This is a genomic window from Streptomyces sp. NBC_00076 (assembly GCF_045041235.1).
In the GTDB taxonomy this organism is placed as follows: Bacteria; Actinomycetota; Actinomycetes; order Streptomycetales; family Streptomycetaceae; genus Streptomyces.
The window spans coordinates 9,863,138-9,889,702 of sequence record NZ_CP108242.1; the positions used below are offsets into that span (position 1 = coordinate 9,863,138).

General features: G+C 70.8%; 27 protein-coding genes. 19 read left to right on the forward strand and 8 right to left on the reverse strand.

Annotated features, from left to right (window positions below):
* Positions 1-29 precede the first annotated feature (29 nt).
* Positions 30-1,451, forward strand: a complete 1,422-nt coding sequence (locus OHA64_RS44000; protein ID WP_405622820.1) for a glycoside hydrolase family 1 protein — start codon at positions 30-32, stop codon at positions 1,449-1,451.
* Here OHA64_RS44000 and OHA64_RS44005 read toward each other — a convergent pair.
* On the reverse strand, positions 1,430-1,942 hold the full coding sequence (locus OHA64_RS44005) for a MaoC/PaaZ C-terminal domain-containing protein (RefSeq protein ID WP_405622821.1): 513 nt from the start codon (positions 1,940-1,942) through the stop codon (positions 1,430-1,432). The two genes, OHA64_RS44000 and OHA64_RS44005, sit on opposite strands and share 22 nt — an antisense overlap.
* A gap of 73 nt (positions 1,943-2,015) precedes the next feature.
* A complete protein-coding gene (locus OHA64_RS44010; protein WP_405622822.1) occupies positions 2,016-2,837 on the reverse strand; it encodes an enoyl-CoA hydratase/isomerase family protein in 822 nt (273 codons plus the stop codon).
* Positions 2,838-2,945: 108 nt separating this feature from the next.
* On the opposite strand from OHA64_RS44010, the gene OHA64_RS44015 reads away from it, so the two are divergent.
* The 4 genes from OHA64_RS44015 to OHA64_RS44030 all read left to right on the forward strand — a co-directional run bounded on the left by OHA64_RS44015 (position 2,946) and on the right by OHA64_RS44030 (position 6,606).
* Positions 2,946-4,064 carry an acyl-CoA dehydrogenase family protein gene (locus OHA64_RS44015; protein WP_405622823.1) on the forward strand — a complete coding sequence of 373 codons (1,119 nt, stop codon included), beginning with the start codon at positions 2,946-2,948 and terminating at the stop codon, positions 4,062-4,064.
* Between the two features lie 96 nt (positions 4,065-4,160).
* Positions 4,161-5,339, forward strand: a complete 1,179-nt coding sequence (locus OHA64_RS44020) for an acyl-CoA dehydrogenase family protein (protein WP_405622824.1) — start codon at positions 4,161-4,163, stop codon at positions 5,337-5,339.
* Positions 5,336-5,851 carry a nuclear transport factor 2 family protein gene (locus tag OHA64_RS44025; protein WP_405622825.1) on the forward strand — a complete coding sequence of 172 codons (516 nt, stop codon included), beginning with the start codon at positions 5,336-5,338 and terminating at the stop codon, positions 5,849-5,851. The genes OHA64_RS44020 and OHA64_RS44025 overlap by 4 nt, the downstream gene beginning before the upstream one ends.
* Positions 5,851-6,606 (forward strand): SDR family NAD(P)-dependent oxidoreductase, encoded by a 756-nt coding sequence (locus tag OHA64_RS44030; RefSeq protein WP_405622826.1) that lies wholly within the window; start codon positions 5,851-5,853, stop codon positions 6,604-6,606. Before OHA64_RS44025 ends, OHA64_RS44030 begins: the two co-directional genes overlap by 1 nt.
* Positions 6,607-6,712: 106 nt before the next feature.
* Here the strand turns inward: OHA64_RS44030 and OHA64_RS44035 are convergent, their stop codons facing one another.
* A complete protein-coding gene (locus OHA64_RS44035) occupies positions 6,713-7,909 on the reverse strand; it encodes a CaiB/BaiF CoA transferase family protein (protein ID WP_405622827.1) in 1,197 nt (398 codons plus the stop codon).
* 146 nt (positions 7,910-8,055) lie between these two features.
* Here OHA64_RS44035 and OHA64_RS44040 point away from each other — a divergent pair, with 146 nt between their 5' ends.
* Genes OHA64_RS44040 through OHA64_RS44065 form a run of 6 tightly spaced genes read left to right on the forward strand, consistent with a single transcriptional unit; the run spans position 8,056 to position 12,921 of the window.
* Positions 8,056-8,547: a PaaI family thioesterase gene (locus tag OHA64_RS44040; protein WP_405622828.1), complete on the forward strand. Its 492-nt coding sequence runs from the start codon at positions 8,056-8,058 to the stop codon at positions 8,545-8,547.
* Positions 8,548-8,551: 4 nt separating this feature from the next.
* Positions 8,552-9,412 (forward strand): enoyl-CoA hydratase-related protein, encoded by an 861-nt coding sequence (locus OHA64_RS44045; RefSeq protein ID WP_405622829.1) that lies wholly within the window; start codon positions 8,552-8,554, stop codon positions 9,410-9,412.
* 49 nt (positions 9,413-9,461) lie between these two features.
* Positions 9,462-9,914 (forward strand): MaoC family dehydratase N-terminal domain-containing protein, encoded by a 453-nt coding sequence (locus tag OHA64_RS44050; RefSeq protein ID WP_405622830.1) that lies wholly within the window; start codon positions 9,462-9,464, stop codon positions 9,912-9,914.
* Positions 9,911-10,333 carry a MaoC family dehydratase gene (locus tag OHA64_RS44055; protein ID WP_405622831.1) on the forward strand — a complete coding sequence of 141 codons (423 nt, stop codon included), beginning with the start codon at positions 9,911-9,913 and terminating at the stop codon, positions 10,331-10,333. The genes OHA64_RS44050 and OHA64_RS44055 overlap by 4 nt, the downstream gene beginning before the upstream one ends.
* A 4-nt stretch (positions 10,334-10,337) precedes the next feature.
* Entirely contained in the window at positions 10,338-11,804 is a 1,467-nt protein-coding gene (locus OHA64_RS44060) for a class I adenylate-forming enzyme family protein (RefSeq protein WP_405622832.1), read from the forward strand.
* Entirely contained in the window at positions 11,794-12,921 is a 1,128-nt protein-coding gene (locus tag OHA64_RS44065; protein WP_405622833.1) for a serine hydrolase domain-containing protein, read from the forward strand. The genes OHA64_RS44060 and OHA64_RS44065 overlap by 11 nt, the downstream gene beginning before the upstream one ends.
* Positions 12,922-12,966: 45 nt before the next feature.
* Here OHA64_RS44065 and OHA64_RS44070 read toward each other — a convergent pair whose 3' ends face one another.
* Complete coding sequence (locus OHA64_RS44070) at positions 12,967-14,181, reverse strand: amidohydrolase family protein (protein WP_405622834.1); 1,215 nt, start codon at positions 14,179-14,181, stop codon at positions 12,967-12,969.
* 82 nt (positions 14,182-14,263) lie between these two features.
* Positions 14,264-15,067, reverse strand: a complete 804-nt coding sequence (locus OHA64_RS44075; RefSeq protein WP_405622835.1) for a FadR/GntR family transcriptional regulator — start codon at positions 15,065-15,067, stop codon at positions 14,264-14,266.
* A gap of 170 nt (positions 15,068-15,237) precedes the next feature.
* Between OHA64_RS44075 and OHA64_RS44080 the strand changes: the two genes are divergently transcribed.
* The 3 genes from OHA64_RS44080 to OHA64_RS44090 are packed head-to-tail and all read left to right on the forward strand — an operon-like array spanning position 15,238 to position 17,961.
* Positions 15,238-16,065: an enoyl-CoA hydratase-related protein gene (locus OHA64_RS44080; protein ID WP_405622837.1), complete on the forward strand. Its 828-nt coding sequence runs from the start codon at positions 15,238-15,240 to the stop codon at positions 16,063-16,065.
* The gene (locus tag OHA64_RS44085; protein WP_405622838.1) at positions 16,062-16,634 is read left to right on the forward strand and encodes a DUF2889 domain-containing protein; all 573 of its coding nucleotides are present in this window, start codon (positions 16,062-16,064) and stop codon (positions 16,632-16,634) included. Before OHA64_RS44080 ends, OHA64_RS44085 begins: the two co-directional genes overlap by 4 nt.
* 52 nt (positions 16,635-16,686) lie before the next feature.
* A complete protein-coding gene (locus OHA64_RS44090; RefSeq protein ID WP_405622839.1) occupies positions 16,687-17,961 on the forward strand; it encodes an IS701 family transposase in 1,275 nt (424 codons plus the stop codon).
* Positions 17,962-18,060: 99 nt separating this feature from the next.
* Here OHA64_RS44090 and OHA64_RS44095 read toward each other — a convergent pair whose 3' ends face one another.
* The 3 genes from OHA64_RS44095 to OHA64_RS44105 form a co-directional block, all read right to left on the reverse strand.
* Complete coding sequence (locus OHA64_RS44095) at positions 18,061-19,245, reverse strand: flotillin family protein (protein ID WP_405622840.1); 1,185 nt, start codon at positions 19,243-19,245, stop codon at positions 18,061-18,063.
* A gap of 15 nt (positions 19,246-19,260) precedes the next feature.
* A complete protein-coding gene (locus OHA64_RS44100; protein WP_405624366.1) occupies positions 19,261-19,509 on the reverse strand; it encodes a hypothetical protein in 249 nt (82 codons plus the stop codon).
* Positions 19,510-19,619: 110 nt separating this feature from the next.
* The gene (locus OHA64_RS44105) at positions 19,620-20,846 is read right to left on the reverse strand and encodes an acyl-CoA dehydrogenase family protein (RefSeq protein ID WP_405622841.1); all 1,227 of its coding nucleotides are present in this window, start codon (positions 20,844-20,846) and stop codon (positions 19,620-19,622) included.
* Positions 20,847-21,006: 160 nt separating this feature from the next.
* Between OHA64_RS44105 and fabG the strand changes: the two genes are divergently transcribed.
* The 5 genes from fabG (at position 21,007) to OHA64_RS44130 (ending at position 26,543) form a co-directional block, all read left to right on the forward strand.
* Positions 21,007-21,753, forward strand: coding sequence for a 3-oxoacyl-ACP reductase FabG (gene fabG / locus OHA64_RS44110; RefSeq protein WP_405622842.1), 747 nt, complete (start codon positions 21,007-21,009; stop codon positions 21,751-21,753).
* 73 nt (positions 21,754-21,826) lie between these two features.
* Entirely contained in the window at positions 21,827-23,077 is a 1,251-nt protein-coding gene (locus tag OHA64_RS44115) for an acetyl-CoA C-acetyltransferase (protein WP_405622843.1), read from the forward strand.
* Between the two features lies 1 nt (position 23,078).
* Positions 23,079-24,524: an OB-fold domain-containing protein gene (locus OHA64_RS44120; protein WP_405622844.1), complete on the forward strand. Its 1,446-nt coding sequence runs from the start codon at positions 23,079-23,081 to the stop codon at positions 24,522-24,524.
* Positions 24,524-25,732, forward strand: coding sequence for an acetyl-CoA acetyltransferase (locus tag OHA64_RS44125; RefSeq protein WP_405622845.1), 1,209 nt, complete (start codon positions 24,524-24,526; stop codon positions 25,730-25,732). Before OHA64_RS44120 ends, OHA64_RS44125 begins: the two co-directional genes overlap by 1 nt.
* 16 nt (positions 25,733-25,748) lie before the next feature.
* On the forward strand, positions 25,749-26,543 hold the full coding sequence (locus OHA64_RS44130; RefSeq protein WP_405622846.1) for an SDR family NAD(P)-dependent oxidoreductase: 795 nt from the start codon (positions 25,749-25,751) through the stop codon (positions 26,541-26,543).
* The last annotated feature ends 22 nt before the right edge of the window (positions 26,544-26,565 follow it).

A 26,565-nucleotide genomic window follows, 5' to 3' on the forward strand; every position in this document is an offset into this window, starting at 1 on the left:
CTAAACCATTGACCGCCTGGACGGTAACCATGAGCGATGGTTTCCTGCACGAATCCCTTCGCGGTGTCGACTGGGGCGTCGCCACCGCGGACACCCTCGCGGCCCCGCTGCCGCCCCCGCCCGAGCGCGGCGGGCACTTCCGGCAGTGGACCGACGACATCCGGCAGCTGACCGGTGTGGTCACGGACACGCACCGGATGGTCGCCGGCTGGTCGCAGCTCCAGCCCGACGGGCCCGGCAGCTGGGACGAAGAGGCCCTGGACCGCTGCGACCGGGCGCTCGACACCCTGCTCGCGCAGGGGACGCGCCCCAGCCTCACCCTGCTCGACCGCTCACTGCCGCCGTGGCTGGACGACGAGGGCGGCTGGCTCGCCCGCGACACCGCCGAACGCTTCGCCGAGTACGCCGCCGAGCTGGGCCGTCGCTTCGGCGACCGGGTGGAGCGCTGGATCACCTCCACCGACCTGGCCGGCCCCACACTCGCGGACCATGTGGCCGGCATGTACTCCCCGGGCCGGGGCGTCGGCCGGGCCGGACTGGCCGCGGTCCACCACATCCTGCTCGCCAACGGGCTCGCCACCCGGGCCCTGAGGGCCGCGGGCGCCCAGGGCCGGATCGGCACCACGGTCACCCTCGTCGGCGGCTACCCCGCCACCGAGGACCCCTACGACCGCCTCGCCCTGGAGCGCCTGGAGAGCTGGACCAACCGCCTCTTCCTGGACCCCCTCCTGCTCGGCGAGCACATGGTGACCGAGGACGACGCCGTTCCCGTCGCGGACACCGGCTGCGTACGCCCCGGTGACCTGGAGGTCATCGCGACCGCCCAGGACCTGCTGGGCCTGTCCTGGCACACCCCGTTCCGGGTCACCGCCCCGGAGAACCTGCCCCGCGTCCTGCCGACAGCCAAGTGCCTCGGCGCCCTCAACGAGGTGAACCGGCTGCTCGTCGGCCTCGGCTTCGCCATCGTTCCCTTCGACGAGGTGGAGACGACGGCGTACGGCTGGCCCATCATCCCGGAAGGTCTTGCCGACGCCGTCGGGGGCCTCCACGACCTCTACGGGGACCTGCTGCCGCATCTGTCGATCATCGACAACGGCATGGGCGACCTGGACCTGGTCGACGAGACGGGACGCAGTGACGACACCCGGCGTCGGGCCCTGCTGCGAGCCCGCCTCACCTGGCTGGCGCGACTCGTCGTGGCCGGGGTGGACGTCTGCGGCTACGAGTACTGGTCGGTGCTCGACAACCTGGAGGCGAAGTTCCGCTACACCCGTCTCTACGCGATGGCCGTGCCGGACCACGAGCCCCCGCCGCGCCCCCCGATCCCATCGGACTGGGTGCGCGGGGGAGTGTTCGCCCACCCCGACGGCGTCGTCCTCGGCGAGGGCCGCGCGGCCGGGCTGACCCTGGTGCCGACCGCCGCCCGGACTCAGAGCGTGCCGTCCCCGTAGTCCTTGCCCCGGATCAGTCGCACCGGTGTGTAGACCAGCACGTCCTCGTCACGCTGGTTGCGCACGGTGATCCGGCTGGTGACCACCCCCCGGCCGGGCCTGCTGGACGGCCGGGAGCCGGTGGTCTCCACCACGGCGTACAGGGTGTCGCCGACGTACACCGGGCCCCGCACGGTCAGCTCCATGTGCAGGAAGGCGAGGCCGGTGCCGTGCAGCGCGTTCGTCTGCAGGACGAGTCCTTCGGCGATGCAGTACGTCAGCGCGCCCGGGACCAGCCGGCCGGTGTAACCACCTTCCGCGGCGTGCGAGGCGTCCCAGAACAGCGGCTCGTTGAAACCGCCCCAGGTGATGAAGTTGACCAGGTCGGTCTCGGTGATGGTGCGGCGGGCGGTCCGGAAGATCTGCCCCTCCGGCATCTCCTCGTAGGTCATCCCCCTGACCAGCGGAGGGATCTCGGTGGTCGTGTACTCCGTGGTGTACTCCGACGTCATCGCGGGCTCCTCAAGCATCGGTGGGTATCCGTGGTGGCGGTGGTGTCCGTGGCATCCGTGGGCATGCGTGGGCTCAGAGGTCGATCGGGTGCTTGTCGGCCACACCCTCGAAGTCAGGGGTGCGCTTCTCGCGATGGGCGGCGAGACCTTCGACGACCTCGTGACCCGCGAACCCGAAGAACTCCAGCCCCAGCGAGGCCTCGAAGATCGGCTGGGCCGAGCGGTACCAGTGGTTGAGGGACCGCTTGGTCCAGCTGATCGCACTGGCGGGGCCGGCGGCCAGAGCGGTCGCCACCCGCAGTCCCTCCGCGTGGACCTCACCGTCGTCCACGCACTTCGACACCAGCCCGATCCGCTCGGCCTCCTCGCCGGTGAGCGTCTCGCAGGTCAGCAGGTAGTACTTCGCCTTGGCCATGCCGCACAGGAGCGGCCAGCAGATCGCGGCGTGGTCACCGGCGGCGACCCCGAGACGGGTGTGCCCGTCGACGATCTTCGCCCTGCGTCCGGCGATGGAGATGTCCGCGAGCATGCCGATGACCAGGCCCGCGCCGACCGCGGGCCCGTGGATCGCGGAGACCACCGGCTTGGAGCAATTGGTCACCCCGTAGACCATGTCCCGCGCCTCGCGCATCACCCGGGCGCGGACCGCGTAGTCCTCGGTCATGGCCTCGATGGAGTCGAAGGTCCCGCCCGCCGAGAAGGCCTTGCCCGCCCCCTGCACCAGCACCGCGCGCGTGTGCGGGTCCCGGTCCACGACCGGCCACACATCGGCGAGCTCGCCGTGCATCCGCGGGTCCACGGCGTTGAGGTTCGGGGCGTCGAGCACGATACGGAGCACGCCCGGCGCGGGCCGCTCGAAGGTCAGGCTCGTGAACGGGGCGTAGAGATCGGTCACGTCGCGCTCCTGGTGTATTCAGTGTGGATACTATAATTATCTAACTGTATCGAGCGGCGAGCGGCAAGCGGTCGGCAAGCGCGGCCCACCGAGGACGGGAAGCCCGGCATGGATCTCACCTTCAGCGAGGAACAGGACGAACTGCGCAAGGTCGTACGCTCGTTCCTCGCCAAGCACTCCGACGAGGCGGACGTGCGCCGTCTGGCCGCCGACCCGCACGGCTACGACGGGGTCGTGTGGCGGCGGATGGCCACGGAACTCGGCCTGCAGGGACTCGCCGTGCCGGAGGAGTACGGCGGCTTCGGCTTCGGCTACGTCGACCTCGGCATCGTCTTCGAGGAGGCGGGCCGCGCCCTGCTGGGCGGGCCGTACTTCGCCACCGTCGCCCTGGCCGCCGAGGCCCTGCTGCGCTGCGACGACGCACAGGCCCGGCGCGATCTGCTGCCGGGCATCGCGGCCGGCGAGACGGTGGCCACACTGGCGCTCACCGAGGAGTCCGGTCGTTGGGACGAGCCGGGCATCCGGCTCACCGCCCACGACCGGGCGGGCGGATGGCGGCTGACCGGCGCCAAGACCTACGTCCCCGACGGTCACCTCGCCGACCTGCTCCTGGTCGCCGCCCGCACCCTGGGCGGCATCAGCCTCTTCGCGGTCGAAGCCGACGCACCGGGCCTCGCCCGCACCCCCCTGCCCACCCTCGACCAGACCCGCAAGCAGGCCCGGCTGGAGTTCACGGACACTCCCGCCCGTCTGCTCGGCACCGAGGGCACGGCATGGCCCGCCCTCGAACGCACCCTCGCCACCGCCTCCGTCCTGCTCGCCGCCGAACAGGTCGGGGGAGCGGCCGCCGCGCTGGACGCCGCCGTGGACTACGCCGGGATCCGGGTGCAGTACGGACGGCCCATCGGCTCGTTCCAGGGGATCAAGCACAAGTGTGCCGACATGCTGGTGGAGATCGAGTCCGCCCGCTCGGCCGCGTACGGCGGACTGTGGGCCCTGGACGCGGACGACGAGGCGGAGATCGCGATCGCGGCGGCCCTCGCCCAGGCCTTCTGCTCGGAGACGTTCACCCGGGTCGCCGCCGACAACATCCAGGTCCACGGCGGAATCGGCTTCACCTGGGAACACCCCGCCCACCTGTACTTCAAGCGGGCCAAGAGTTCCGAGGTGCTGCTCGGCACCCCGTCGTACCACCGGGAGCTGCTCGCCGCCCGGATCGGCATCTGAGACCAGACACCCCAGACGACCAGCCCCTCAGACCTCCAGACCCCCCAGACCCAGACCCAGACCCAGACCCAGACCCAGACCCAGAAAGAAGCAGACATGGAAGTGGACTTCGGGCCCGCGGTACGCGACTTCCGCGACGAGCTGCGGGACTGGCTGGCGGACCACCTGGTGGGGGAGTTCGCCGAACACCGGGGCGTGGGCGGTCCCACCGACGGCGCGGCCTGGGAGGTCCGCCTCGCCTGGGACCGCGAACTGTCCGCCGGGAACTGGCTGGGCGTCGGCTGGCCCCGGGAGTACGGCGGACGCGGACTCGGACTCCTTGAGGAGATCGTCTTCGAGTACGAGTACGCCCGGGCGAACGCCCCCTACCGGGCCACCGTCAACGCCCTCGACCTGCTCGGTCCGATGCTCCTCAAGGTGGGCGGGGAAACGCAGAAGAAGCGCTTCCTGCCGCCGATCCTCGCCGTCGAGGAGCTGTGGGGTCAGGGCTTCAGCGAACCCGGCGCCGGTTCCGACCTGGCGTCGGTCCGCACCCGGGCCGATCGTGACGGCGACAGCTGGGTGGTCAACGGGCAGAAGGTGTGGACGTCCTTCGGCATGCACGCCGACTGGCTCTACGTCCTCACCCGCACCGACCCCCAGTCCGTGCGGCACAAGGGCCTGACCATGCTGCTCCTGCCCACCGACCAGCCGGGCGTGGAGATCCGCCCCATCCGCAACCTCGCCGGCCAGGACGAGTTCGCGGAGGTCTTCCTCTCCGACGCGCGCACCGGCGCCGACATGGTCGTCGGTGAGGTCGGACAGGGCTGGCGCACGGCCATGGCCACCCTCGGCATCGAACGCGGCACCACGCTCCTTCCCCAGCAGCTCACCTTCGAGCGAGAGGCCGAGGCGCTGATCGACCTGGCCAGGGACCGGGGCGCGCTCGACGACCCGATGCTGCGCCGCCGGATCGTGGACGCCTGGATCTCCGTACGCATCATGCGCACCACCAACCTGCGCACCCTCGCCGAACTGACCTCGGGCCGCACCCCGGGCGCACAGGCCACCACGGCCAAGCTGTACGCCTCGACCCGTCACCAGCAACTTGGCCAGTTGGCAACGGAGTTGGCAGGCGCCGCCGGACAGGTCGTCGGCGAGGACTACGGCCTGGACACCCGCCAGCGCTCCTTCCTGCTCTCCCTGGCGGAGACGATCTACGGCGGATCCAGCGAGATCCAGCGCAACATCATCGGAGAACAGCTCCTCGGTCTGCCGAAGGAGCCTCGGCCATGACATCGCTCGAGGACCGCGTCGAACGCATCGAGTCGCAGCTGGCCATCCAGCAACTGCCCGTCCGTTACGCGCTCGCCGTGGACGGCCGTGACCTCGACGCGTGGGTGGGCTGCTTCCGTCCCGATGTGGACATGGGGCGCCACGGTCGAGGCCGGGAGGTGCTGCGGGCCCACATCGAGCCCCTCGTGCGAGGCTTCAGGCGGTCGGTCCACCAGATCTGCGGCCACCGGGTCGAGTTCACGGGTCCCGACACCGCGACCGGTTCCGTCTACTGCCGGGCCGAGCACGAGGTGGGGGAGCGGTGGATCGTCATGGCCATCCGCTATCTCGACGAGTACGCGCGCGTGGACGGCGAGTGGTACTTCTCCCGGCGCCGCGAGCAGCACTGGTACGCGGCCGATGTCACCGAGCGGCCCCAGGCAGTGGGATTCAACGGCTGGAAGGAGGGATCCGGCGAACCGGTGCTACCGGACGCGTTTCCCTCCTGGGCGGCCTTCTGGAAGGAGACGTGATGGCACGGTTGTCCGGAAAGACAGCGCTGGTCACCGGTGGAGGACAGGGCGTGGGGCGCGGTATCGCGCTCGCGCTGGCAGCCGAGGGAGCGGCCGTCGCGATCACCGGCCGGACCGAGAGCAAGCTGAAGGACACGGCGGGGGAGATCGCCGAGCGCGGCGGGCGGGCGCTCACCGTCGTCGGGGACGTGGGGGAGCGAGACGACGTCGACCGTATGGTGGCCGAGACGGTCCGGGAGTTCGGCGGGCTCGACGTGCTGGTCAACAACGCGCAGAGCTCCGTGCAGCGTCGGCTGGAGGAGACGTCGTACGACGATGTCGAACTCACCTACCGCAGTGGCCCGTTGGCCGCCTTCCACGCGATGCTGGCAGCCCTGCCCCACCTGAAGTCCAGCCGGGGCAGCGTGGTGAACCTCGGCTCCTCGGCCGCGGTGCAGGGCGAGGTGACCTTCGGGGCGTACGCGATGGCCAAGGAGGCGGTCCGGGGGCTGACCCGGGTGGCCGCGCGGGAGTGGGGCGCGTACGGGATCCGGGTGAACGTCGTCTGCCCCGCCGCGCTGAGTCCCGCGGCGGAGGCGTTCTTCGCCGATCACCCCGAGAAGGCCGAACACGTGCTGGCCGGCATCCCGTTGGGTCGCATGGGCGACCCGGAGGCGGACATCGGCCGGGCGGTGGCCGCGCTGGTCAGTGACGACATGGCCTATCTGACGGGGGCGACACTGATGCTGGAGGGCGGGCGGACCCTGATCGGCTGAGGCAGAGCGTCAGGCCGAAGCGGGGGCCTGGGGGCAGGCAGCCCCCAGGCAGGGGACGGGAAGGGGCGGCTGGGGCGAAACCCTGTCACGCGCTCCCCCGCTCACCTCACACGACGCCCCGCCCCCGCAGCTCCGAGAACCGTTCCTCCGTCACCTCGGCAAGCCTGCCGAGTACGTCAGCCGTGTGCTGCCCCAGCCTCGGCGGCGGCACATAGTCCTCGACCGGCGTCGCCGTGAACCGGATCGGATTGGCCAGCAGCGGGAGCCGTCCCGACACCGGGTCGTCGACCTCGACCAGCATCTCCCGGTGCTGTATCTGCGGATCGGCGAAGACCTCGGGCATCTCGTTGTACGGGCCTGCCGGGACGTCGTGTTCGTCGAGAACCGTCAGCCATGCGTCCCGGGTCCGGGTGCGCAGGATCGCCTCCAGCACCGGCAGGATCTCCTCGCGGTGGGTGATCCGGGCGGAGGTCGTCGCGAACCGCTCGTCATGGAGCAGGTCGGTGCGGTCGGCCGCCGCGCAGAACGCGGCGAACTGCTTGTCGTTGCCCGCGACCAGGAAGAGCGGCTTGTCCTCGCACATGAAGGCCTGGGAGGGGATCCCGCCGTACCCGCCGTTGCCGCGCCGCTGCGGCACCTCTCCGGAGACCAGGTAGTTCATCGCGAAGTGCGACAGCGAGGCCAGACCGCAGTCCAGCAGCGACAGGTCGATGAACTGACCCTCGCCGGTCATGTCACGGTGTCGCAGCGCCGCCAGCACGGCCGTGGAGGCGTACAGCCCCGTGAGGATGTCGACCATGCTGACGCCGACCTTCATCGGCTCCTCGGGGTGTCCGGAGACGCTCATCATCCCGGACATGGCCTGGAAGATGCCGTCGTATCCGGGGCGTTCGGCGTACGGCCCGGTCTGGCCGAAGCCCGTCACGGAGAGGTAGACCAGCCTCGGGTCGAGCTCCCGCAGGCTCTCGTGGTCGAGGCCGTACTTCGCCAGCGTCCCGGCGCGGAAGTTCTCGACCACCACGTCCGACCGGGCGGCAAGGGCACGGATCAGCTCCTGCCCCTCGGCGGTGGCGTGGTTGACGGTGACCGACTGCTTGTTGCGGTTGCAGGAGAGGTAGAAGGCGGCGGTGTCGGTCCCGTGGGCGAACGGCGGGCCGTACGTCCGTGAGTCGTCGCCCGTTCCCGGCCGCTCCACCTTGATCACCTCGGCGCCGAGGTCGGCCAGCATCTGGGTGGCCAGAGGTGCTGCGAGGACGCGGGACAGGTCCAGGACGCGGATCCCGGCCAGGGCGGTCGACGGCATCGAGGTCTCCCTCTGTTCATGGACGGTCAATCAGTTATATAAATAATACATCTAGGCGAGCAACTGCATCTCGCGTGATTGCTTCAACTATCCAATTCATGTAACTATATGGACCGGCCGCCAGGCCGAGACCGGAGGGCGTGCTGATGACCGTCGCGGCGAGGACCCTCACCGACCAGGAACAGCTTGAACGCCGGGCGTGGTTCCGGGCCCGCTGGGAGCGCGGGGTCGCCTTCAACCGCCGCTGCCGTCTCCGCGTGACGCGCTGGGACGCGGACAAGGTCGAGATCGTGCTTCCCTACGCCGAGTCCCTCTCCGCCCACGAGGACGTCTTCCACGGCGGGGTGATCGCGGCGCTCATCGACACCGCCGGCGCCGGAGCCGTGATCGCCGGGCACGACTTCACCAAGGGAAGCCGGCTCAGCACCGTGTCGATGTCGGTGCAGTACCTCGCGCCCGCCCGGGGCCGGGAGGCAGTCGCCCACGCCCGGTGCGTGCGGCGGGGCCGCAGGGTGCACTTCGCCGACGTCGACGTGATCACCGACGGACGCATCTGCGCCCGCGGACAGGTGGTGGTGACCATCGCCGGGGAACGGCCGGGCGTCGGCGACCCCATCGAACCGCTCGACGAGGAGTGACGTGATGCCCGAGGAACCCGTGGTGTCGGCCGAGGACCTGGACCTGGTGCTGTACGAGGTCGACGAGGACGGCGTCGCCACCGTCACCCTCAACCGGCCCGAGCGCAAGAACGCGTGGAGCATCCCCATGGAGCGCCGCTTCTTCGCGCTCCTCGACGAGGCCGCACACGACCCCGCCGTCAGGGTGGTGGTCATCACCGGGGCGGGCAGGGCCTTCTGTCCCGGGATGGACATGCAGCGGCTGGAGCAGAACTCGCAGCCCGGCGAGTCCCTCAACCTCCAAGCCCGTGTGCCCATGTACAGCAGGCGGAACATGCCGAAGCCGATGATCGCGGCCGTCAACGGCGCCTGCGCCGGCATCGGACTGGTCCAGGCGCTCATCTGCGACATCCGGTTCGCCGCTCGCGGGGCCCGCTTCACCACCGCGTTCACCCGGCGCGGACTGGCCGGTGAGTACAACCTGCCGTACGTGCTGCCGCGCGTCGTCGGCCTGGAGAACGCGCTCGACCTGCTGCTGTCCGGCCGTGTCTTCGACGCCGACGAGGCGAAGGACCTCGGCCTGGTCAGCCGCGTCGTGGAGCCCGAGAACCTGCTCGACGCCGCCCGCGCCTACGCCAGGGACATCGCCCGCAACTGCTCCCCGCGCGCCATGGCCGTCGTACGCCACCAGGTGTACGGCGACCTCGACCGCCCCTTCACCGACGCCCTCGCCCGCTCCTACTCCGCGATGGAGTTCTTCGCGGGCTCGCCGGACTTCCGCGAGGGAGTGGCGAGCTTCGTGGAGAAGCGGGAGCCCAAGTTCGAGGGGCTGCCGCCGGACTTCGACCCGGACGAGGCCACCCGCGACGCGTTCCTGCCGTACTGACCTGCCGTACCGACCCGCCGTACCGACCCATCGACCGAGGAGCACGACGATGACAGGGCAGCCGTTCCCCGTCGAGGCCGGGCACATCATGATGTTCGCCCGTGCCGTCGGCGACGAGAACCCGGCCTATCAGGGCGAGGCCGCGCTCGCACCGCCCACCTTCACCATGGCGAGCGCCCACTACGACCCGGAGTACCACCTGCGGCCGAAGCCGGACGAGGAGTGGTTCGGGTCCGGCCGCGGCCCCGGGGTGATGGGCGAGGGCGGCGGTGGGCTGCACGCCGAGCAGCACTTCGAGTACCACCGCCCGGTGCGCGCCGGCGAGACCCTCTACGCGCACAACAGCACCGGACGCAGCTGGGAGAAGCAGGGCCGCACCGGCCGGCTGCTGTTCAGCGAGCGCATCACCGAGTACCGGGACGCCGACGGTGAACCGGTCGTCAGCGCCATGACCGTGGCCGTCGTCCCCGAGGGCCCGGCAACCCCGAAGGACGCCCGATGAGCCTGAGCCCGGACGACATCAAGGTCGGCGAGACGCGCGAGAGCGTCCTCGTCGACGACCTGAAGCGCACCCGGATCGTGCAGTACGCGGGCGCCTCCGGCGACTTCAACCCGCTGCACACCGACGAGAGGTTCGCCGTCGAGGCCGCCGGATATCCCGGCGTCTTCGCCCACGGCATGCTGACGATGGGTATGACCGGCCGGGTCCTCACCGGCTGGGTCGGCCCCGAAGCGCTGCTGCGCTACGGCGTGCGCTTCAAGGCCCAGGTCTGGCCCGGCGACACGTTGACGGCCACGGCCACCGTCGAGTCGATCGAGGACACACCGACCGGGCCGGTCGCCCAGTTCTCCGTCCGCACGCTCAACCAGGACGGCGTCGAGGTGGTCACCGGCACCGCGACGGCCCGACTGGAGCCCTGAACCGGTGGGCGCCGCGCAGGATCCCGGGACGGCGGCCACCTGGACCGCCATGGTGAGCCGCGCGTACGACCACGCCCGCCCCGCCGTCCGGTTCCGTGACCTGACCTGGAGCGGACACGAACTCCTCGACCGGGCGGGCGGCATGGCCGACTGGCTGGACGCGCTCGATCTGGAGCCCGGCGCACCGGTCCCCGCGCTCGTCGCCACCTCCGCCGACGCGCTCGCCCTGGTGATCGGCGGCGCCGGGTCCCATCACCCGCTCGCCCCGCTCGGCGTCCGCATGACGCCGTACGAGATCGCCGCCGTGGTCGAGGGCATCCGGAGCCAAGTCCTGGTGGTACAGCACGAGTTCGCCGAACTCGGCAGGCAGGTCGCCGAGCTGTCCGGGCGACGGGTCGAGGTCCTGCCCGAACCGCGCGGCAGTACACGTGCGTTGACCGCCGAGCCCGACGAACTCGCCGCAGTCCTGCACACCTCCGGGACCACCGGCCGGCCCAAGCCCGTCCTCATGACCCAGCGACGGCTGGCCGCCCGCGCGCGGGTCAATGGTCGCCTGTGCGCACTCGACCCCGAAAGCTTCTACGGCGGCAGCGCGCCCTTCCACCACATCGCGGGCCTGGGCAACATCGCCGTCGCCCTCGCCGCAGGCGCACTCGTCACCGGGCTGCCCCGCTTCACCGTCGAGGGCTGGGCCCGGCTGCGGGACCTCGGCACCACGCACACCAGCATGGTCCCGGCGATGCTGGAGACCCTGCACGCGGCCGGACAGGCCCGCCACGAATCGCTGCGCGTCCTTCAGTACGGCGGCGCGCCCGTTCGCCCGGGCACCCTGCGACGGACGTACGAGGCGATGCCCGGCGTCCGCATGCTCAACATGTTCGGCCAGACCGAGGGCTCGCCGATCAGCGTGCTCACCCCCGAGGACCACCGGGAGGCGGTCGCCGGACGGACCGAGCTGCTGGAGTCGGTGGGGCGGCCCGCCCCCGGGGTCGAGATCAGGGTCGACGACGCCGGGCCGGACGGCGTCGGCGAGATCCACGCCCGAGCCGACCACCTCTTCCGGCTCGACGCCGACGGCTGGCTGCACAGCGGCGACCTGGGCCGGGTGGCCGAGGACGGCTATCTCTACCTCCTCGGCCGCCGCACCGACATGATCATCCGCGGTGGTGAGAACGTCCACCCGCTGGAGGTCGAGACGGTCCTGGCCTCGTGCCCCGGCGTGTCGGACGTGGCCGTCACCGGCGTTCCCGACGAGCGGCTCGGCCAGACCGTCGTCGCCTTCGTCGTACCGGCCGATCCGGACGCCCCGCCGGAACCGGCGGTTCTCAGGAGCCACACCCGCGCCCGGCTGTCCGGGTTCAAGGTCCCCGTCCGCTGGTGGTTCGTGACCGACCTGCCGCGCAACGCCAACGGCAAGGTCGTACGCCGCCGGTTGCGGGAGCCGCACGAAGGAGGAACGCGTGACGCCTGACCACTCGGTCGTCGACCCGCAGAGCGTGGGTGTCGACCCGCACCGGCTGGACGTCTTGCTGCGCAGGATCCGCCTCGAGGTCGAGCACGGACCGCTGCCGTCCGCGCAGGTCGCGGTCGCCCGCGGCGGTCGGCTCGTGGCGTTCGAGACCTGGGGCGCGGCCGCATCGGACACCCGGTACGTCCTGCAGTCCGTCGGCCGGTCCATCGTGGCGGGCGTGGTGTGGAAGCTGATCGGCGAAGGGCTGCTGGACCTGGACGAGCAGGTCGCCGCGATCATCCCGGAGTTCGCGCCGAACGGGAAGGACACGGTGACGGTCGAGCAGGTGCTCACACACACCGCCGGCTTCCCCTTCGCGCCGCTCGGGTACCCGAAGATGCTGGACCGCGAGCAGCGGCTGGCCGCCTTCGGCCGCTGGCGGCTCGACTACCCGCCGGGCAGCCGCTTCCAGTTCCATCTCACCTCGGCCGCCTGGCTGATCGCCGAGATCGTCGAACGGCGTACGGGCCTGGCCTTCGCCGACTATCTCCACCGGCGGATCACCCAGCCGCTCGGCCTGTCCTCCATCGAACTCGGCGTCCCGGTCGACCGGCAGCCCGGCACCGTCGCCCCGATGACCGCCACGGACCGCACGAGCGACGACCAGGAGGCCGACCCCTGGGGCCCCTGGTATCTGTCCGACCCACGCGTCCTCGCGGCCGGGGAGCCCAGCCACGCCCTGGTCGGCACGGCCGCCGACGTCGCCCTGTACTTCCAGGCCCTGGAGCACTCGGGACTGTGGAAGCCTCAGGCGGTGGCGGAGGGCACCCGGATCCGGTTGACCGAGCACCCGCACGGCGAGCAGATCTACGGGGGCGGCTCCAACCGCCGTACCAGCATGGGTCTGTTCGTCACGGTGGCAGGCCCCGACGCCGGCAGCAACCTGCCGTCCACCGGCTCGACCGCCCTCTTCGGCAGCGCCGGGGCCGCCTACCAACTGGGCTTCATGGACCCTCGGACCGGCCTGTCCTTCGCCTGCCTGAGCAACGGCTACCCGCTCGCCGGCTACGACCACTCGCGACGTGGCACGGCGCTGCTGACGAACCTGGCGAACCTGGCGGCCGACCTCACCGACTGAGGGGCGGATTCGTATCGGGCCCGCCCCTCTTCACGTCCCTTTCGCTCAGCGGCTGATCAGCTGCTGAGCGTTGTTGTACATGATGTCGTCCTGGACCGACTCGTCGAGTTCCGCGAGGAGTTTGCGGTAGTCGGCCGGGTTGGCGATGCCCTCCGCGTGCGGGAAGTCGGAGCCCATCACGATGGACTCGTGGTACCCGAGGCGCTTGACCAGGCTCGGGATGTCGTCCTCCGGGTAGGGCACCACACGCACGTGCTTGCGGAAGACCTGGCTGGGACGCTCGTCCAACTGGCCGCCGAGCCAGGGACCGTTGCGGCCCATACCCCGGCTCTTGTCCATGTGGCGCACGAAGTGCGGCACCCACTCGGCGCCGAACTCGGACACCAGGACGTTGATGTCGGGGAAGCGGCCGAAGAGGTTGTCGAAGATCAGCGCGGACAGCGTCTCCTCGATCGGGCGCTGACCGTAGGTGTTCATCCACTGCCACGCGGACATCCGGAAGTGGATGGGGTTCGGGTCGTGGCCCCAGGCCGGGGCGACCTTCGAGTTGTAGTAGAACTCGCTGATGTGGTAGCAGACGCTGGCCTTGGCCTCGTTGACCAGCTTCCAGAACGGGTCGAAGTACGGGTCGCCGGGGGAGCGGCCGTACTGCGGGCCGGTCGGCAGCATGATGAACCGGGCGCCCCGCTCCAGGACGTACTCCAGCTCCTTGACCGCGCTGTCCAGATCGCGCAGGGACAGCAGCGCGGGAGCGTAGATACGGCCCTGGTGGTTGAAGCCCCAGACCTCGTTCATGTACCGGTTGAAGGAGTGGTAGTTGGCGTAGAGCGGCTCGACGCCCTTCACGTACTCCTCCGCGACCAGCGCCCAGCCGCCCGGGTAGATGATCGTCTGGTCCAGGCCCTGCTCGTCCATGACGCGCAGCCGGGCCTCGCGGTTCTGGTACGACTCGTGCATCGGCTCGAACTGGTACGTCTCCTCGGGGTTGCCCGAGGCCATGGCCTTGAGCATCTCCTTCAGCGAGCCGGGACGGTAGACCTGCCCGAACTCCGGTTCCAGGCATACGACGATCCGGTCCCCGGCGAGGATCACCTCCCGCCCGTCCGGCAGGGTCACCGGTGCGACCGCCGCACCGAGGAACTCCTTCGGGAGGTAGCGGGTGAAGGAGTCCCGCTCCTCGTACATGTGCTGGTCGCAGTCGAAGATGCGCTTGCGCTGTTCGGCCATGGCCGTCGCCTCCGGACCCCGGGGTCTGATCATTACGCTTATTCAGTACGCCTTCTATAATTATCTAACTGTTTACGGAGCGCAAGGGGTCAGGGCGAAGTCCGGTGCGGCCGGGTCAGTCGAGGAGTTCGAGCACCGTCTTGGGCCCGGCGGCGTTCACCACGTCGTCGGCGCTGGAGATGTGCCGCTGCCACAGCTTCTCGGCCTCGTCGGCCTTGCCGGACTCGATCAGGCCGACCATCCGCACATGTGCCCGGTGTCCCTTGAGGGCCTGTGCCTTCTGGGTCTCGGCATCGGTGGCGGCCGCGGTGTACGAGGCGTTGGCCCGGTCGATGATGGTGCGCAGCATCCCGCACAGGAGGATCAGGGTCTGGTTGCCGGTGAGTTCGACCAGAAGGGCGTGGAAGGTGTCCTGCGCTTCGACCAGGGCGAGCGGGTCGTCCAGGACGGCCTTCTCGGCCGCCACCGCGTCGCGTAGCCGCTTGATGTCGTCGGCCGTGTGCTTGACGGCGAGCTGACGCGCGCAGGGCGGCTCGATGACGGCCGCCGCGCGGTAGATGTCACCCAGGGTGGCGCCCCGGTACTCGAGGATCAGGCCGGCGAAGCGGGCGGCCACATCGGCGTCGGGGGCACTCACCCGGGCGCCGCCGTGGGCGCCGCGGCGCACCGTGATCAGGGACTCCGACTCCAGTACCCGGAAGGCCTCGCGCAGGGTCGGCCGCGAGATGCCGAACTGCTCCATCAGTCCCGACTCCGGCGGCAGCGCGTCGTCGGGCTTCAACTCGCCCCGTACGATCTGGCGGCGCAGGTGCGCGGCGACCAGCTCGGCGGTCTTCGGTACCCGCACCTGGCGTCCGACGCGGCTGCGGGAAGGGGCGGGTACGGTCGCCGTTTCTGCTGCGCGGGCTGCCTCGGTCACGGGGTCTCCTCATATAGCAAAATGAATCGTCTTAGTGCATGGAGGGTACCAGGTCAAGGGGTGAGTGATCTTCTCCTTGGCGGCATCCGATCTGGTGCCCGGCTCGCCTTCTGGTATATAGATGATTCATCTATCTATAAAGCACCGACGGCTCCGTGGGAGTGACCTCGATGACCGAGAACCCGACCCCGGTGATCCTCACCGAGCACACCGAAGAGGGGGTCATGCTGCTCACTCTGAACCGGCCCGACCGGCACAACGCCTGGACGCTGGAGATGGAGCTGCTCTACAACGAGCTGTTCGACCGGGCCGAGGCGGATCCACGGGTACGGGCCGTGGTGCTCACCGGCGCAGGTCGCAGTTTCTGCCCGGGGATGGACATGAGCGTGCTGGACGGGGCGTCGTCCGGCGCCCGCCCGTGGCCCACCGACCAACTGCCTCCGCGTACCCGCCCCATGTCCTTCCCGAAGCCCGTGGTGGCGGCCGTCAACGGGGCCTGTGCCGGCATCGGGTTCAACCAGGCGCTGATGTGCGACGTCCGGTTCGCCGTCCCGCACGCCAAGTTCGCCGCCGCCTTCAGCGCCCGCGGGCTGGTGGCCGAGGACGGCGTGTCCTGGCTCCTGCCCCGGCTGGTCGGCTACGGCAACGCGAGTGACCTGCTGCTGTCCTCGCGCCGGATCACCGGGACGGAGGCCCTGGCGATGGGCCTGGTCAACCGGCTGGTCGAGCCGGAGGAACTCCTGCCGACGGCGCTCGCCTACGCGAGGGAACTGGCCCGGTCGGCCAGCCCGTACGCGATGTCCCTCATCAAGCGGCAGCTCGCCGACGACCAGGCACGGACCTTCACCGAGAGCAGCGAGCGCGCGGCCGCCCTCCTGGCCACCGCGAAACGGGCCCCGGACTACCGCGAGGGCGTGCGCAGTTTCATCGAACGCCGGCCGCCGGAGTTCGCGGGTCTGGGCGAGGCCACCTCCGCACTCGAGGAGGCCACGTCGTGACCCGCCCCGAACTCCCGCTGCACCGCCGTACGATCACCGTCCGCGCGTACCAGGAGCCCGGAGACGAGATCTCCGTGGAGGCGGAACTGCGCGACGAACGGCCTTGGGAGGAGCCGCCGGGAGGAGTGGTGCACCGGATGGTCCTCGCGGTGCGGATCCGTCTGGCCGACATGGTCGTCGTGGCCGCCGAGGCGCACATGGGGACCTTCCCGCACGCCGAGTGCCCGCTGATCGCCCCGGCCTTCGAGGGCCTGGTCGGGATGAGCGTCGCCGCCGGATACAACCGGGCGATCCAGGAGCGGTTCCGCGGGGTCTCCGGCTGCACGCACCTGTACGAGCTGGCCCGTGTCCTTGGTCCCGCGGTCATCCAGGCCGCCATCTCGGCGGGAGCGTCGCGTCGTGCCGGCGGCGCTGAGACCCACAACCCGCGGGCCACCGCCGGAGTGATGAACAGCTGCCACATCTGGGCACCGGACGGAGTGGGCCTGCGGAAACTCGACGCGGGCTGGCGCCCGGGGACCGGCCCCCGTCCGGTACCCGAGCTCAAGACTTTCGAGGGCGCCGACTAGTAGGACTCCGTTAGGTCTTTTCGTCGGTGGTGTTCAGCGGCATGGTGGGTGTGTGGACGCACATGAAGTGAACCGTGTTCGGGCGAAGTTGGCGTTGTTCGTTGCTGATGTGTTCGCGTCGGTGCCGCGCAAGGACCAGCGGGCGAAGAGCGACTGCTATCTGCGGGGGCTGATGCTGGACGGTCGCCGCAAGTCGATCCAGCCGATGGCGGAGCGGCTGCCGGACGGCAACGAGCAGAATCTGCAGCAGTTCGTGAACCAGTCGACGTGGGATCCGGTGCCGGTGCGGCGGCGGATCGCGGAGCGGATGGTGCCGCTGATCGGCCCGGATGCCTGGGCCGTGGACGATGTGTCGTTTCCCAAAGACGGGAAGATGTCGGTGGCGGTCGCGCCCCAGTACTGCGGAGCCTTGGGCAAGCAGGCCAACTGTCAGGTCGCGGTGAGCGTGCACGCGGTCTCCGACACCGCCTCCTGCCCGCTGCAGTGGCGCCTGTTCGTGCCCCAGGAGTGGGCGGACGATTGGGTCCGCCGACGCAAGACGGGGGTCCCTGAGGAGATCGGGCACCGGGAGAAGTGGCGCCTGGCCCTGGATGTCCTGGACGAGCTGGCCGGTTGGGGTCTCATCCCGCCGGTGGTGGTGGCCGACGCCGGCTACGGGCAGGACGCCGGCTTCCGCGACGGGCTGGACCGTCGGAGCATCGGCTACGTGGCGGCGATCCGCTCGGACGTGACCGTCCACCCGCACGATGCCGTGCCCAGTGCCCCGCCCTGGTCCGGCAACGGCCGCAAGCCCCAGCCCCGCTACCGCGACAAACCGTCCCCGGTGGCCGCGCTCGTTGCGGACCAGGGGCGGCAGGCTTTCACCGAGGTGACCTGGCGGGAAGGCTCCCGCGGACCGATGCGTTCGGATTTCCTGTCCCTGCGGGTGCGGCCGGCCGGGGTCAAGTCCCGACGCCTCGCCCAGGCCGTCGCCACAGACGAAAACTGCTGGGACGGTGTCCTGCCCGAGGTCACACTGCTGGTCGAATGGCCCGAAGGCGCCGAGGCGCCCACCGGCTACTGGCTGTCCAACCTGCCCGACACGCTCTCCCTCGCCGAACTGGTCCGGCTGGCGAAGATCCGCTGGCGCATCGAGCACGACTACCGGGAACTCAAGCACGGCCTCGGCCTGGACCACTTCGAGGGACGTTCCTGGGCGGGGTGGCATCACCACGTCACCCTGGTCACCGCCGCCCACGCGTTCCTCACCGAACAGCGCCTGGCCCCAAAAGCCGATACAGCGGGCTCACCCTCTACCAGATCCTCGACACCATCCAGGACCTGCTGAACTGCTGGACCGGCACCTGCACCACCTGCCACCGCCCCCTGTCCAGAACATCCACCACCAGCCCGAACCCAAGAGCCAGAGCAACCTAACGGAGTCCTACTAGTCGACGTCCACCGGCCCGTCGTCCGCCTTCTTGTCCTTGCCCGAGTGGAGCTGAATCAGGCCGCCCGCGTCGCCCTCCTCGCGGCGGCCGTCGGGGGAGTCCGGGCCGTTCAGGTTCTGCCGGACCGAGTCGAGGATGGTCAGGCCCTGGGACACCAGGCCCGCGGCGATCTCGCCGAGGCCGTCCGCGCCGTTGAGGACGTTGACGTTGGCACCGGCGAGGCCGCCGGCGGCCTCCTTCACGATCTGCGGAAGCTGGTCGATCAGCATCCGGTCGAGGGCGACCCGGTCGTAGGAGGCCGCGGCCTCCGCCTGGATCTTCATCCGTTGCGCCTCGGCGGCGGCGAGCACCCTGATCCGCTCGGCCTCGGCCTCGGCGGGCTTCACGATCTCGGCCACCAGCTGCTGCTGGCGGAGCTTGGCCTGGCGCAGGGCCAGGTCCGTCTGGGCGTCGAGCACCTCCTGCTGGGCATGCGCCTGAGCAAGTGGCCCGGCCTGTGCGGCCTTCGCCTGTGCGCGGTCCACCTCGGCCGAGTACTCGGCCTTGACGATGGAGGTCTGCCGGGCGTACTCGGCCTGGTTGCGGGCCGCCGCCTGCTCCGCCTCGGCCGAGGCCTGGGTGGCCTGCGCCTGGGCGATCTGGGCCTGTCGCTGGATGGCCGCCTTGTGCGGCGCCGACATGGCGTCGATGTAGCCGGTGTCGCCGTCGTCGATCGACTGGATCTGCAGCGAGTCCACGATCAGACCGATCTTCGCCATCTCCGTCTTCGAGGTGTCCAGCACCTCCGCGGCGAGCTTCTGCCGCTCGGTGACGATCTCCTCGACCGTCATGGAGCCGATGATCGCCCGCAGGTGGCCGGCGAAGATACGTCCGGTCAGCACCGACATCTGGTCCTGGTCGGAGAGGAAGCGCTGGCCCGCGTTGATGATGCTCTCGTGGTCGTTGCCGACCTTGAAGGCGATGACGGCACGGACGTGCAGCGCGATGCCCTGCCGGGTCACACAGGTCTCGGTGACCTCGGACTCGCACATCGACAGGGTGAGGAAACGGGTCTTGCGGAAGATCGGGAGCACGAACTTGCCGTGCCCCGTCACCACTCGGAACGGCGCGCCCCCCAGTCCCCGCCTGCCCCCCGAGATCAGCATCGCCTCGTCGGGAGCGGGAACGCGGTATCCGAACATGTCTCTTTCGACTCCTCAGTCGGCGTCGGCGGTGTCGCCGAGCGCGTCCAATGGATCCACCCACTCGATGACGCCGACCTCTCGACATCCACGTGACTCGATCACGAGCACCGTCGCCCCCGTGGGCAGTGGATCCTCCGACCAGGCGAGAAAGGTCTCCGAGCCGCCTCTGACCCGCACCAGGATCTCGCCGGGGCCCGCGGATCCGCGGGTTCCGACGAGCACCTTCCCCGTACAGCCGATCACGGCCTCGTCCTGCGGCATCACGGGACGCCCTCCATCGCTCTGGCCCACGATTCCGACGATAGACCCACCCGGGCCGGGCACCCAACGGGCATACCCCTTCGACCTGCCTCGCGAGGGACGCGCGGGCCCTAACTTCCCGTAGCCCTCGGCTCCCGTGGCAGCCCCAGCACCTTCTCGGCGAGGATGTTCCGCTGCACCTGGGACGTCCCCGCGTAGATCGTGCCGGAGCGGGCGATCAGGTACGTCGTCGACCAGGACGCCGAGGAGTTCGCGGCGCCGGGGTCGTCGGTGCGGTAGGTGCGCAGGGGTGGGCGGCCCACCGGCACCTGGCCGTGCAGGCCCATGATGTCCATCGCCAGGTCGGTGACCTCGGTGTGGTACTCGCTCCAGTACAGCTTGGCGATCGACGTCTCGGGGCCGGGCTCGGCGCCCTTCAGCCAGCCGGTGAGGATCCGGTACCCGAGGTAGCGCATGATCTCGACCTTGGACCAGCACCACGCGATCCGCTGCCGGACGACGGGGTCCTGGTCCTTGCCGTGCAGACGCGCCAGCTCGACGAGACGTTCGACCTCCGCCTTGAAGAGGATCGGGTTGGTCGCCGCCTCCTCCCCGCGCTCCACGCCCAGCAGGCTCTGGGCGACCGTCCAGCCGTTGTCGACGCCGCCGACGACGAGATCGGCGCGGGTGCGGGCCCCGTTGAAGAAGACCTCGTTGAAGTGCAGCTGCCCGCTCATCATGCGAAACGGCCGCACCTCGACGCCGGGCTGGTCGAGCGGGACGAGGAGGAAGGAGATGCCGCGGTGCTTGGACGCCTCCCGGTTCGTGCGGGCCAGGACGAAGATCCAGTCGCAGTGGTGGGCGCCGGAGGTCCACACCTTCTGGCCGTCGATCACCCACTCCTCGCCGTCCGGTACCGCGCGCGTCTTCAGGGAGGCCAGGTCCGAACCCGCGTCCGGCTCCGAGTACCCCTGGCACCAGGTGTCCTCGCCGCTGAGGATGCGGGGCAGGAAGTGGCTCTTCTGCTCCTCCGTGCCCCAGCGCAGCAGCGTGTTCGCCAGCATCTTCACGCCGAAGGTGTCCTGCGGCAGCCCGAACGGCACTCCCGCCAGGGCGAGCTCCTCCATCAGGACGACCTGGTGCAGCTTGGACAGGCCGCGGCCGCCGTAGCGCTCGGGCCAGGTGAGCGAGAGGAAGCCGCGCTCGGCGAGCCGGAGGCGCCAGTCGCGGGCGAAGGCCCAGGCCGCTTCCTCGTCGAGGGCGCCGATGCCCTTCCAGTCCGGCGGCAGCGTCTCGGCGAGGAACGCCCTGACCTCGGTGCGGAACGTCTCGGTCTCCGCGGGATAGCTGATGTCCACCTGCGTTGTCTCCTCGTCCGGCCCCGCGCGAGCGGCTCGTCCGGCCCGGGCGGGGCGGCCCGTCCCGGCCCCGCTCGCCCAGCCGATCGCTGTATTGATTGTTTCAGCATAATAGGTTATCTATTTATGAGGAATAGCGTCGAGTCTGGGGCGGGCTGAGATGGGACTGCTGGACGGCCGGAACGCGGTGATCACCGGCGGCGCACAGGGCATCGGCTTCGAGATCGCCGGTGTCCTCGGCGCCGAGGGTGCCCGCGTGGTCCTCGGTGACATCAACGAGGGCAGCGCGGCGCAGGCCGCCGAACGCCTGGCGAAGGACGGCGTGGCCGCCGGCTCGCTGCGCTGTGACGTCACCGACGAGGACGACGTCGCCGCCCTCGTCGCCCACTGCACCGACATCTTCGGACCGGTCGGCGTGATGGTCAACAACGCCGGCATCACCCGGGACGCGACGCTGCGCAAGATGGCTCTCGCCGACTTCCGCGCCGTCGTCGACGTCCACCTGACCGGCGCCTGGAACGGCACCCGGTTCGCCGCCGAGGCGATGCGCGCGCACGGTCAGGGCGGCAGCATCGTCAACATCTCCTCCATCGCGGGCAAGGTCGGCAACTTCGGTCAGACGAACTACAGCGCCGCCAAGGCCGGCCTCGTCGGCCTCACCAAGGCGTCCGCCAAGGAGCTCGCGAAAGCGGGCATCCGCGTCAACGCCGTGCAGCCCGGGCTGATCCGCACCGCGATGACCGAGGCGATGCCCCCGGCCGCCTGGGACGCCAAGCTCGCCGAGATCCCCCTGGGCCGCGCCGGTGAACCCGCCGAGGTCGCCCAGACCGTCCTGTTCCTCGCCTCCGACATGGCGAGCTACGTCACCGGAGCCGTCCTCGAGGTGACCGGCGGCCGGTACATGTGAGCGCCGCCTCATCCCCGTACCGACCTCACCCCCGTACGTCCCACACCCACACGACCGACGAAAGGCCCAGCCGATGCCCGCCCCCCTGCGTGACGCGGTGATCTGCGAACCCCTGCGTACCCCCGTCGGCGGCTACGGCGGTGTCTTCCGCGACGTGACGGCGGCCGAACTCGCGGCCACGGTCATACGAGCCGTGCTGGAACGCACCGGCATACCGCCCGCCGCCGTGGACGACGTCCTGCTGGGCCAGTGCTACCCCAACGGCGAGGCACCCGCCATCGGCCGGGTCGCCGCCCTGGACGCGGGCCTGCCCGTGGAGGTGCCGGGACTGCAGATCGACCGCCGCTGCGGCTCGGGGCTCCAGGCGATCATCACCGCGGCGATGCAGGTGCAGACCGGCGCGAGCGACCTCGTGCTGGCCGGTGGTGTCGAGTCCATGAGCCAGGCCGAGTTCTACACCACCGACGTGCGCTGGGGCGTGCGGGGCGCGGGCACCACGCTGCACGACCGGCTGGCCCGCGGCCGGGTCACCTCCGGCGGCGTCAACCACCCCGTCGCGGGTGGCATGTTGGAGACCGCCGAGAACCTGCGACGCGAGTACGCCATCCCCCGCGAGGAACAGGACGAACTCGCCCTGGGCTCCCACGAGAAGGCCGTCGCGGCCCAGCGGGAGGGCCGCTTCACCGACGAGATCGTGCCCGTCACCGTACGCGGCCGGAAGGGCGAGACGGTCGTCGACACCGACGAACACCCGCGCCCCGACTCCTCGTTGGACAAGCTCGCCAAGCTCCGTCCCGTCCTTGGCCGGCAGGACCCGGAGGCGACCGTCACGGCAGGCAACGCCAGCGGCCAGAACGACGGCGCCGCCCTGTGCGTCGTCACCCACCCCGAGCGCGCCGCCGAACTCGGCCTGCGCCCGCTGGCCCGTCTGGTCTCCTGGGCCGTCGTCGGCGTGCCGCCCGAGACGATGGGCATCGGCCCGGTGCCCGCCACCGCCAGGGCCCTGGAACGGGCGGGCCTGAAGCTCGCCGACATCGACCTGATCGAACTCAACGAGGCCTTCGCCGCCCAGGTGCTCGCCTGCACCCGCGCATGGGACCTGACCGAGACCGACTTCGAACGGTTCAACGTCAACGGCTCCGGCATCTCGCTGGGCCACCCCGTCGGCGCCACCGGCGGCCGCATCCTCGCCACCCTGCTGCGCGAACTCGACCGCCGCCAGGCCCGCTACGGCCTGGAGACCATGTGCCTCGGCGGCGGCCAGGGACTGGCCGCCGTCTTCGAGCGGCCGACGGACGCAACCAACGCCAATGGAGGTCGCTGACATGGCCGGACTGATCGCATACGGCGCCTACGTGCCGTACCACCGGCTCGCGCGGGCCGACGTCGCCGCCGTCCTGGGCGCGCGGGGCGGCAAGGGGACCCGCGCGGTCGCGGGCTACGACGAGGACACCACGTCCATGGCGGTGGAGGCGGCCCGCGGCGCCCTGGCCCGTGACGGCCTGCGCGGCCGCATCGGCCAGCTCTTCCTCGCCACCGCCGCCCCCGCCTACCTCGACAAGACGAACGCGACCGCCGTGCACGCCGCGCTCGGCCTGGACGAGCACGTGCTCGCCGCCGACATGGCCGGTTCGGTCCGCTCGGGTCTCGGCGCGCTGCTGACCGCCGCCCGCTCCCCGATCCCGACCCTGACGGTCCTGTCCGACCTGCGCACCGGCCTGCCTGGCGGCAGCGACGAGATCGCGGGCGGCGACGGGGCGGCGGCGTTCGTCTTCGGCGGACACCGCAACGGCGCCCCCGTCATCGCGGAGCTGCTCGCCCACGACACGGTCAGCGACGAGATCCTCGAACGCTGGCGCCTGCCCGGCGCCGCCTCCTCCCGGGTCTGGGAGGAGCGCTTCGCCGAGGAGATCTACGTGTCTCTCGCGGACAAGGCGCTCACCGCGGCCCTCGACCACGCGGCCGTCGACATCGGCTCGATCGACCACTTCGCGGTCGCGGGCCTGCACGCCCGCGCGTGCGCGGCGGTCCGGCGCACAGCCGGTGTCCGCCCCGAGGCAGTGACTCCGGACCTGGCCGGAGCGATCGGCAACGCCGGCACCGCCCAGGCCGGGCTGCTCCTCGCCGACGTCCTCGACCGGGCCCGGCCCGGCGAGACCATCGCCCTCGTCGTACTCGGCGACGGCGCCGGAGTCCTCCTGCTGCGCACCACCGACGCCCTCCCGGCCCACCGCGCGGCCTGCCCGGTCTCCGCCCAGATCGCGCAGGGCAGCGCCCCGATGCCGTACGCCACCTACCTGACCTGGCGCGGCCTCCTCGACCGCGAACCACCTCGCAGGCCGGACCCCGAGCCGCCCTATGCCCCGCCCGCCCACCGCCGCACCGCCTGGAAGTACGGCTTCGTCGCCTCCCGTTGCGAGAAGTGCGGCACCCGGCATCTCCCGCCGGACCGGGTGTGCACCTCCTGCCGGAGCGTCGACGCCATGACCGACGAGCCGATGGAGCACGTGCGCGGCACGGTCGCCACGTTCACCGTCGACCGGCTGGCCCACACCCCGAGCCCGCCCATGCTCGTCGTGGTCGTCGACTACGACGGCGGCGGCCGGTTCCGCTGCCAGCTGACCGACGCCACCGAGGCCGACGCCGTCATCGGCGCCCGGGTGGAGATGACCTTCCGTCGCACCGTCACCGCGTCCGGCGTGCACAACTACTTCTGGAAGGCCCGGCCGGTACGCGCGGGAGAGACCGACGAGACCGAGGGGACACACTGATGGGCTCGCACGGAATACGGGACCGGGTCGCGATCGTCGGCATGGGCTGCACGCCCTTCGGCGAGCACTGGACCCGCTCGGCGGACGACCTGCTGATCGACGCCGTCGGCGAGGCGGTCACCTCGGCCGGCATCACCCTCGACGACATCGACGCGTACTGGTTCGGCACCCAGGCCTCCGGCGTGTCCGGACTGACCCTGAGCCGGGCGCTCCACCTGCCCAACAAGCCGGTCACCCGCGTAGAGAACATGTGCGCGACCGGCTCCGAGGCACTGCGCAACGCCTGCTACGCCGTCGCCTCAGGGGCGTACGACGTGGCGATGGCCGTCGGCGTGGAGAAGCTCAAGGACTCCGGCATGTCCGGGCTGTCGGGCACCGTCATCCCGGGCGCGGGCGACGACAGCCGCGGGGAGATCACCGCCCCGGCCAACTTCTCCCTCCTCGCCCCCGCCTACGCCGCCAAGTACGGCCTGGCGGACGAGGAGATGAAGGACGTCATCACCCGGATCGCCTGGAAGAACCACTTCAACGGGGCCCGCAACCCCCGCGCCCAGTTCCGCAAGGAGGTCCCGACCGAGCGCATCAAGGCGGCCCCGATCGTCGCGGGCATGCTCGGCGTCTTCGACTGCTCGGGCGTGTCCGACGGCTCGGCGGCGGCGATCGTCGTCCGCGCCGAGGACGCCTACCGGTACACCGACAAGCCGATCTTCGTGAAGGCGCTGTCCTTCGTCGCCGGCCCGGCGGACGGGCTCCTCGACCCGGAGTACGACTTCACGACCTTCCCGGAGGTCGTCGCCTCCGCGCAGGAGGCCTACCGCCAGGCGGGCATCACCGACCCACGTACCGAGCTGGCGCTGGCCGAGGTCCACGACTGCTTCACGCCCACCGAGTTGGTGCTGATGGAGGACCTGGGCTTCTCCGAGCGCGGCCAGGGCTGGAAGGACGTCACCAGCGGGGCGTTCGACCTGGACGGCTCGCTGCCGGTCAATCCGGACGGCGGCCTGAAGGCCTTCGGCCACCCCATCGGCGCCTCGGGCCTGCGGATGATGTTCGAGGCGTGGCTGCAACTGCGGGGCGAGGCACCGGCCGAGCGGACCGTGCAGTCGGTGGCCGAAGGACGCTCGCTCGCCCTCACCCACAACCTCGGCGGCGGACCGGGCGAGTGCGTCTCGTTCGTGTCGGTCGTAGGCAGTCAACTCACCGAGTAGAAAAGGCGGTTCGGCCATGGCGCGACTCGAAGACAAGATAGCCGTCGTCACCGGGGCCGCGTCCGGCATCGGCGCGGCCACCGCCCGCCGTCTGGCGGTCGAGGGCGCCCACACGGTGGTCGCGGACCTCAACCTCGACGGCGCCAAGGCGGTGACGGAGGAGATCCGCGCCGCCGGGGGCTCCGCGACGGCGGTCGCCGTCGATCTCGGCGACGTGGAGAGCGTACGGGCCATGGTGGCCGCGGCGGTCGAGACGTACGGCGGCCTCGACGTCCTGCACAACAACGCGGCGGCCACCCACCTGGCCGCCCGCCAGGACCTCGCCGTCGTCGACGCGGATCCGGCGGTGTGGGACGACACGATGCGGATCAACCTGCGCGGGACCATGGTCGCCATCCAGGCCGCGGTCCCGCACATGGTCGCGCGCGGCGGCGGCTCCATCATCAACACCTCGTCCGGCGCCGGCCTCTCCGGCGACCTGCGCAATCCCGCATACGGGGCGTCCAAGGCGGCCCTCATCAACCTCACACAGTACGTCGCCACCCAGTACGGCAAGCAGGGCGTGCGCTGCAACGCCATCGCGCCAGGGTTCATCGTCACGCCGGCCAGTTCCGGTTCGGCGCACGGGGCGATCCGGGAGGCGATGCTGCGCCACCACCTCACCCCGCGCCTGGGGCGCCCGGAGGACGTCGCGTCGGCGGTCGTCTTCCTCGCGTCCGACGAGGCGGCCTTCGTCACCGGGCACACCCTGCGCGTGGACGGCGGGCTGCTCTCCCACCAGCCGTACGTCGCGGACCTGCGGGACGCGTGACGCGGCTGGTGTCGCAGAAAGC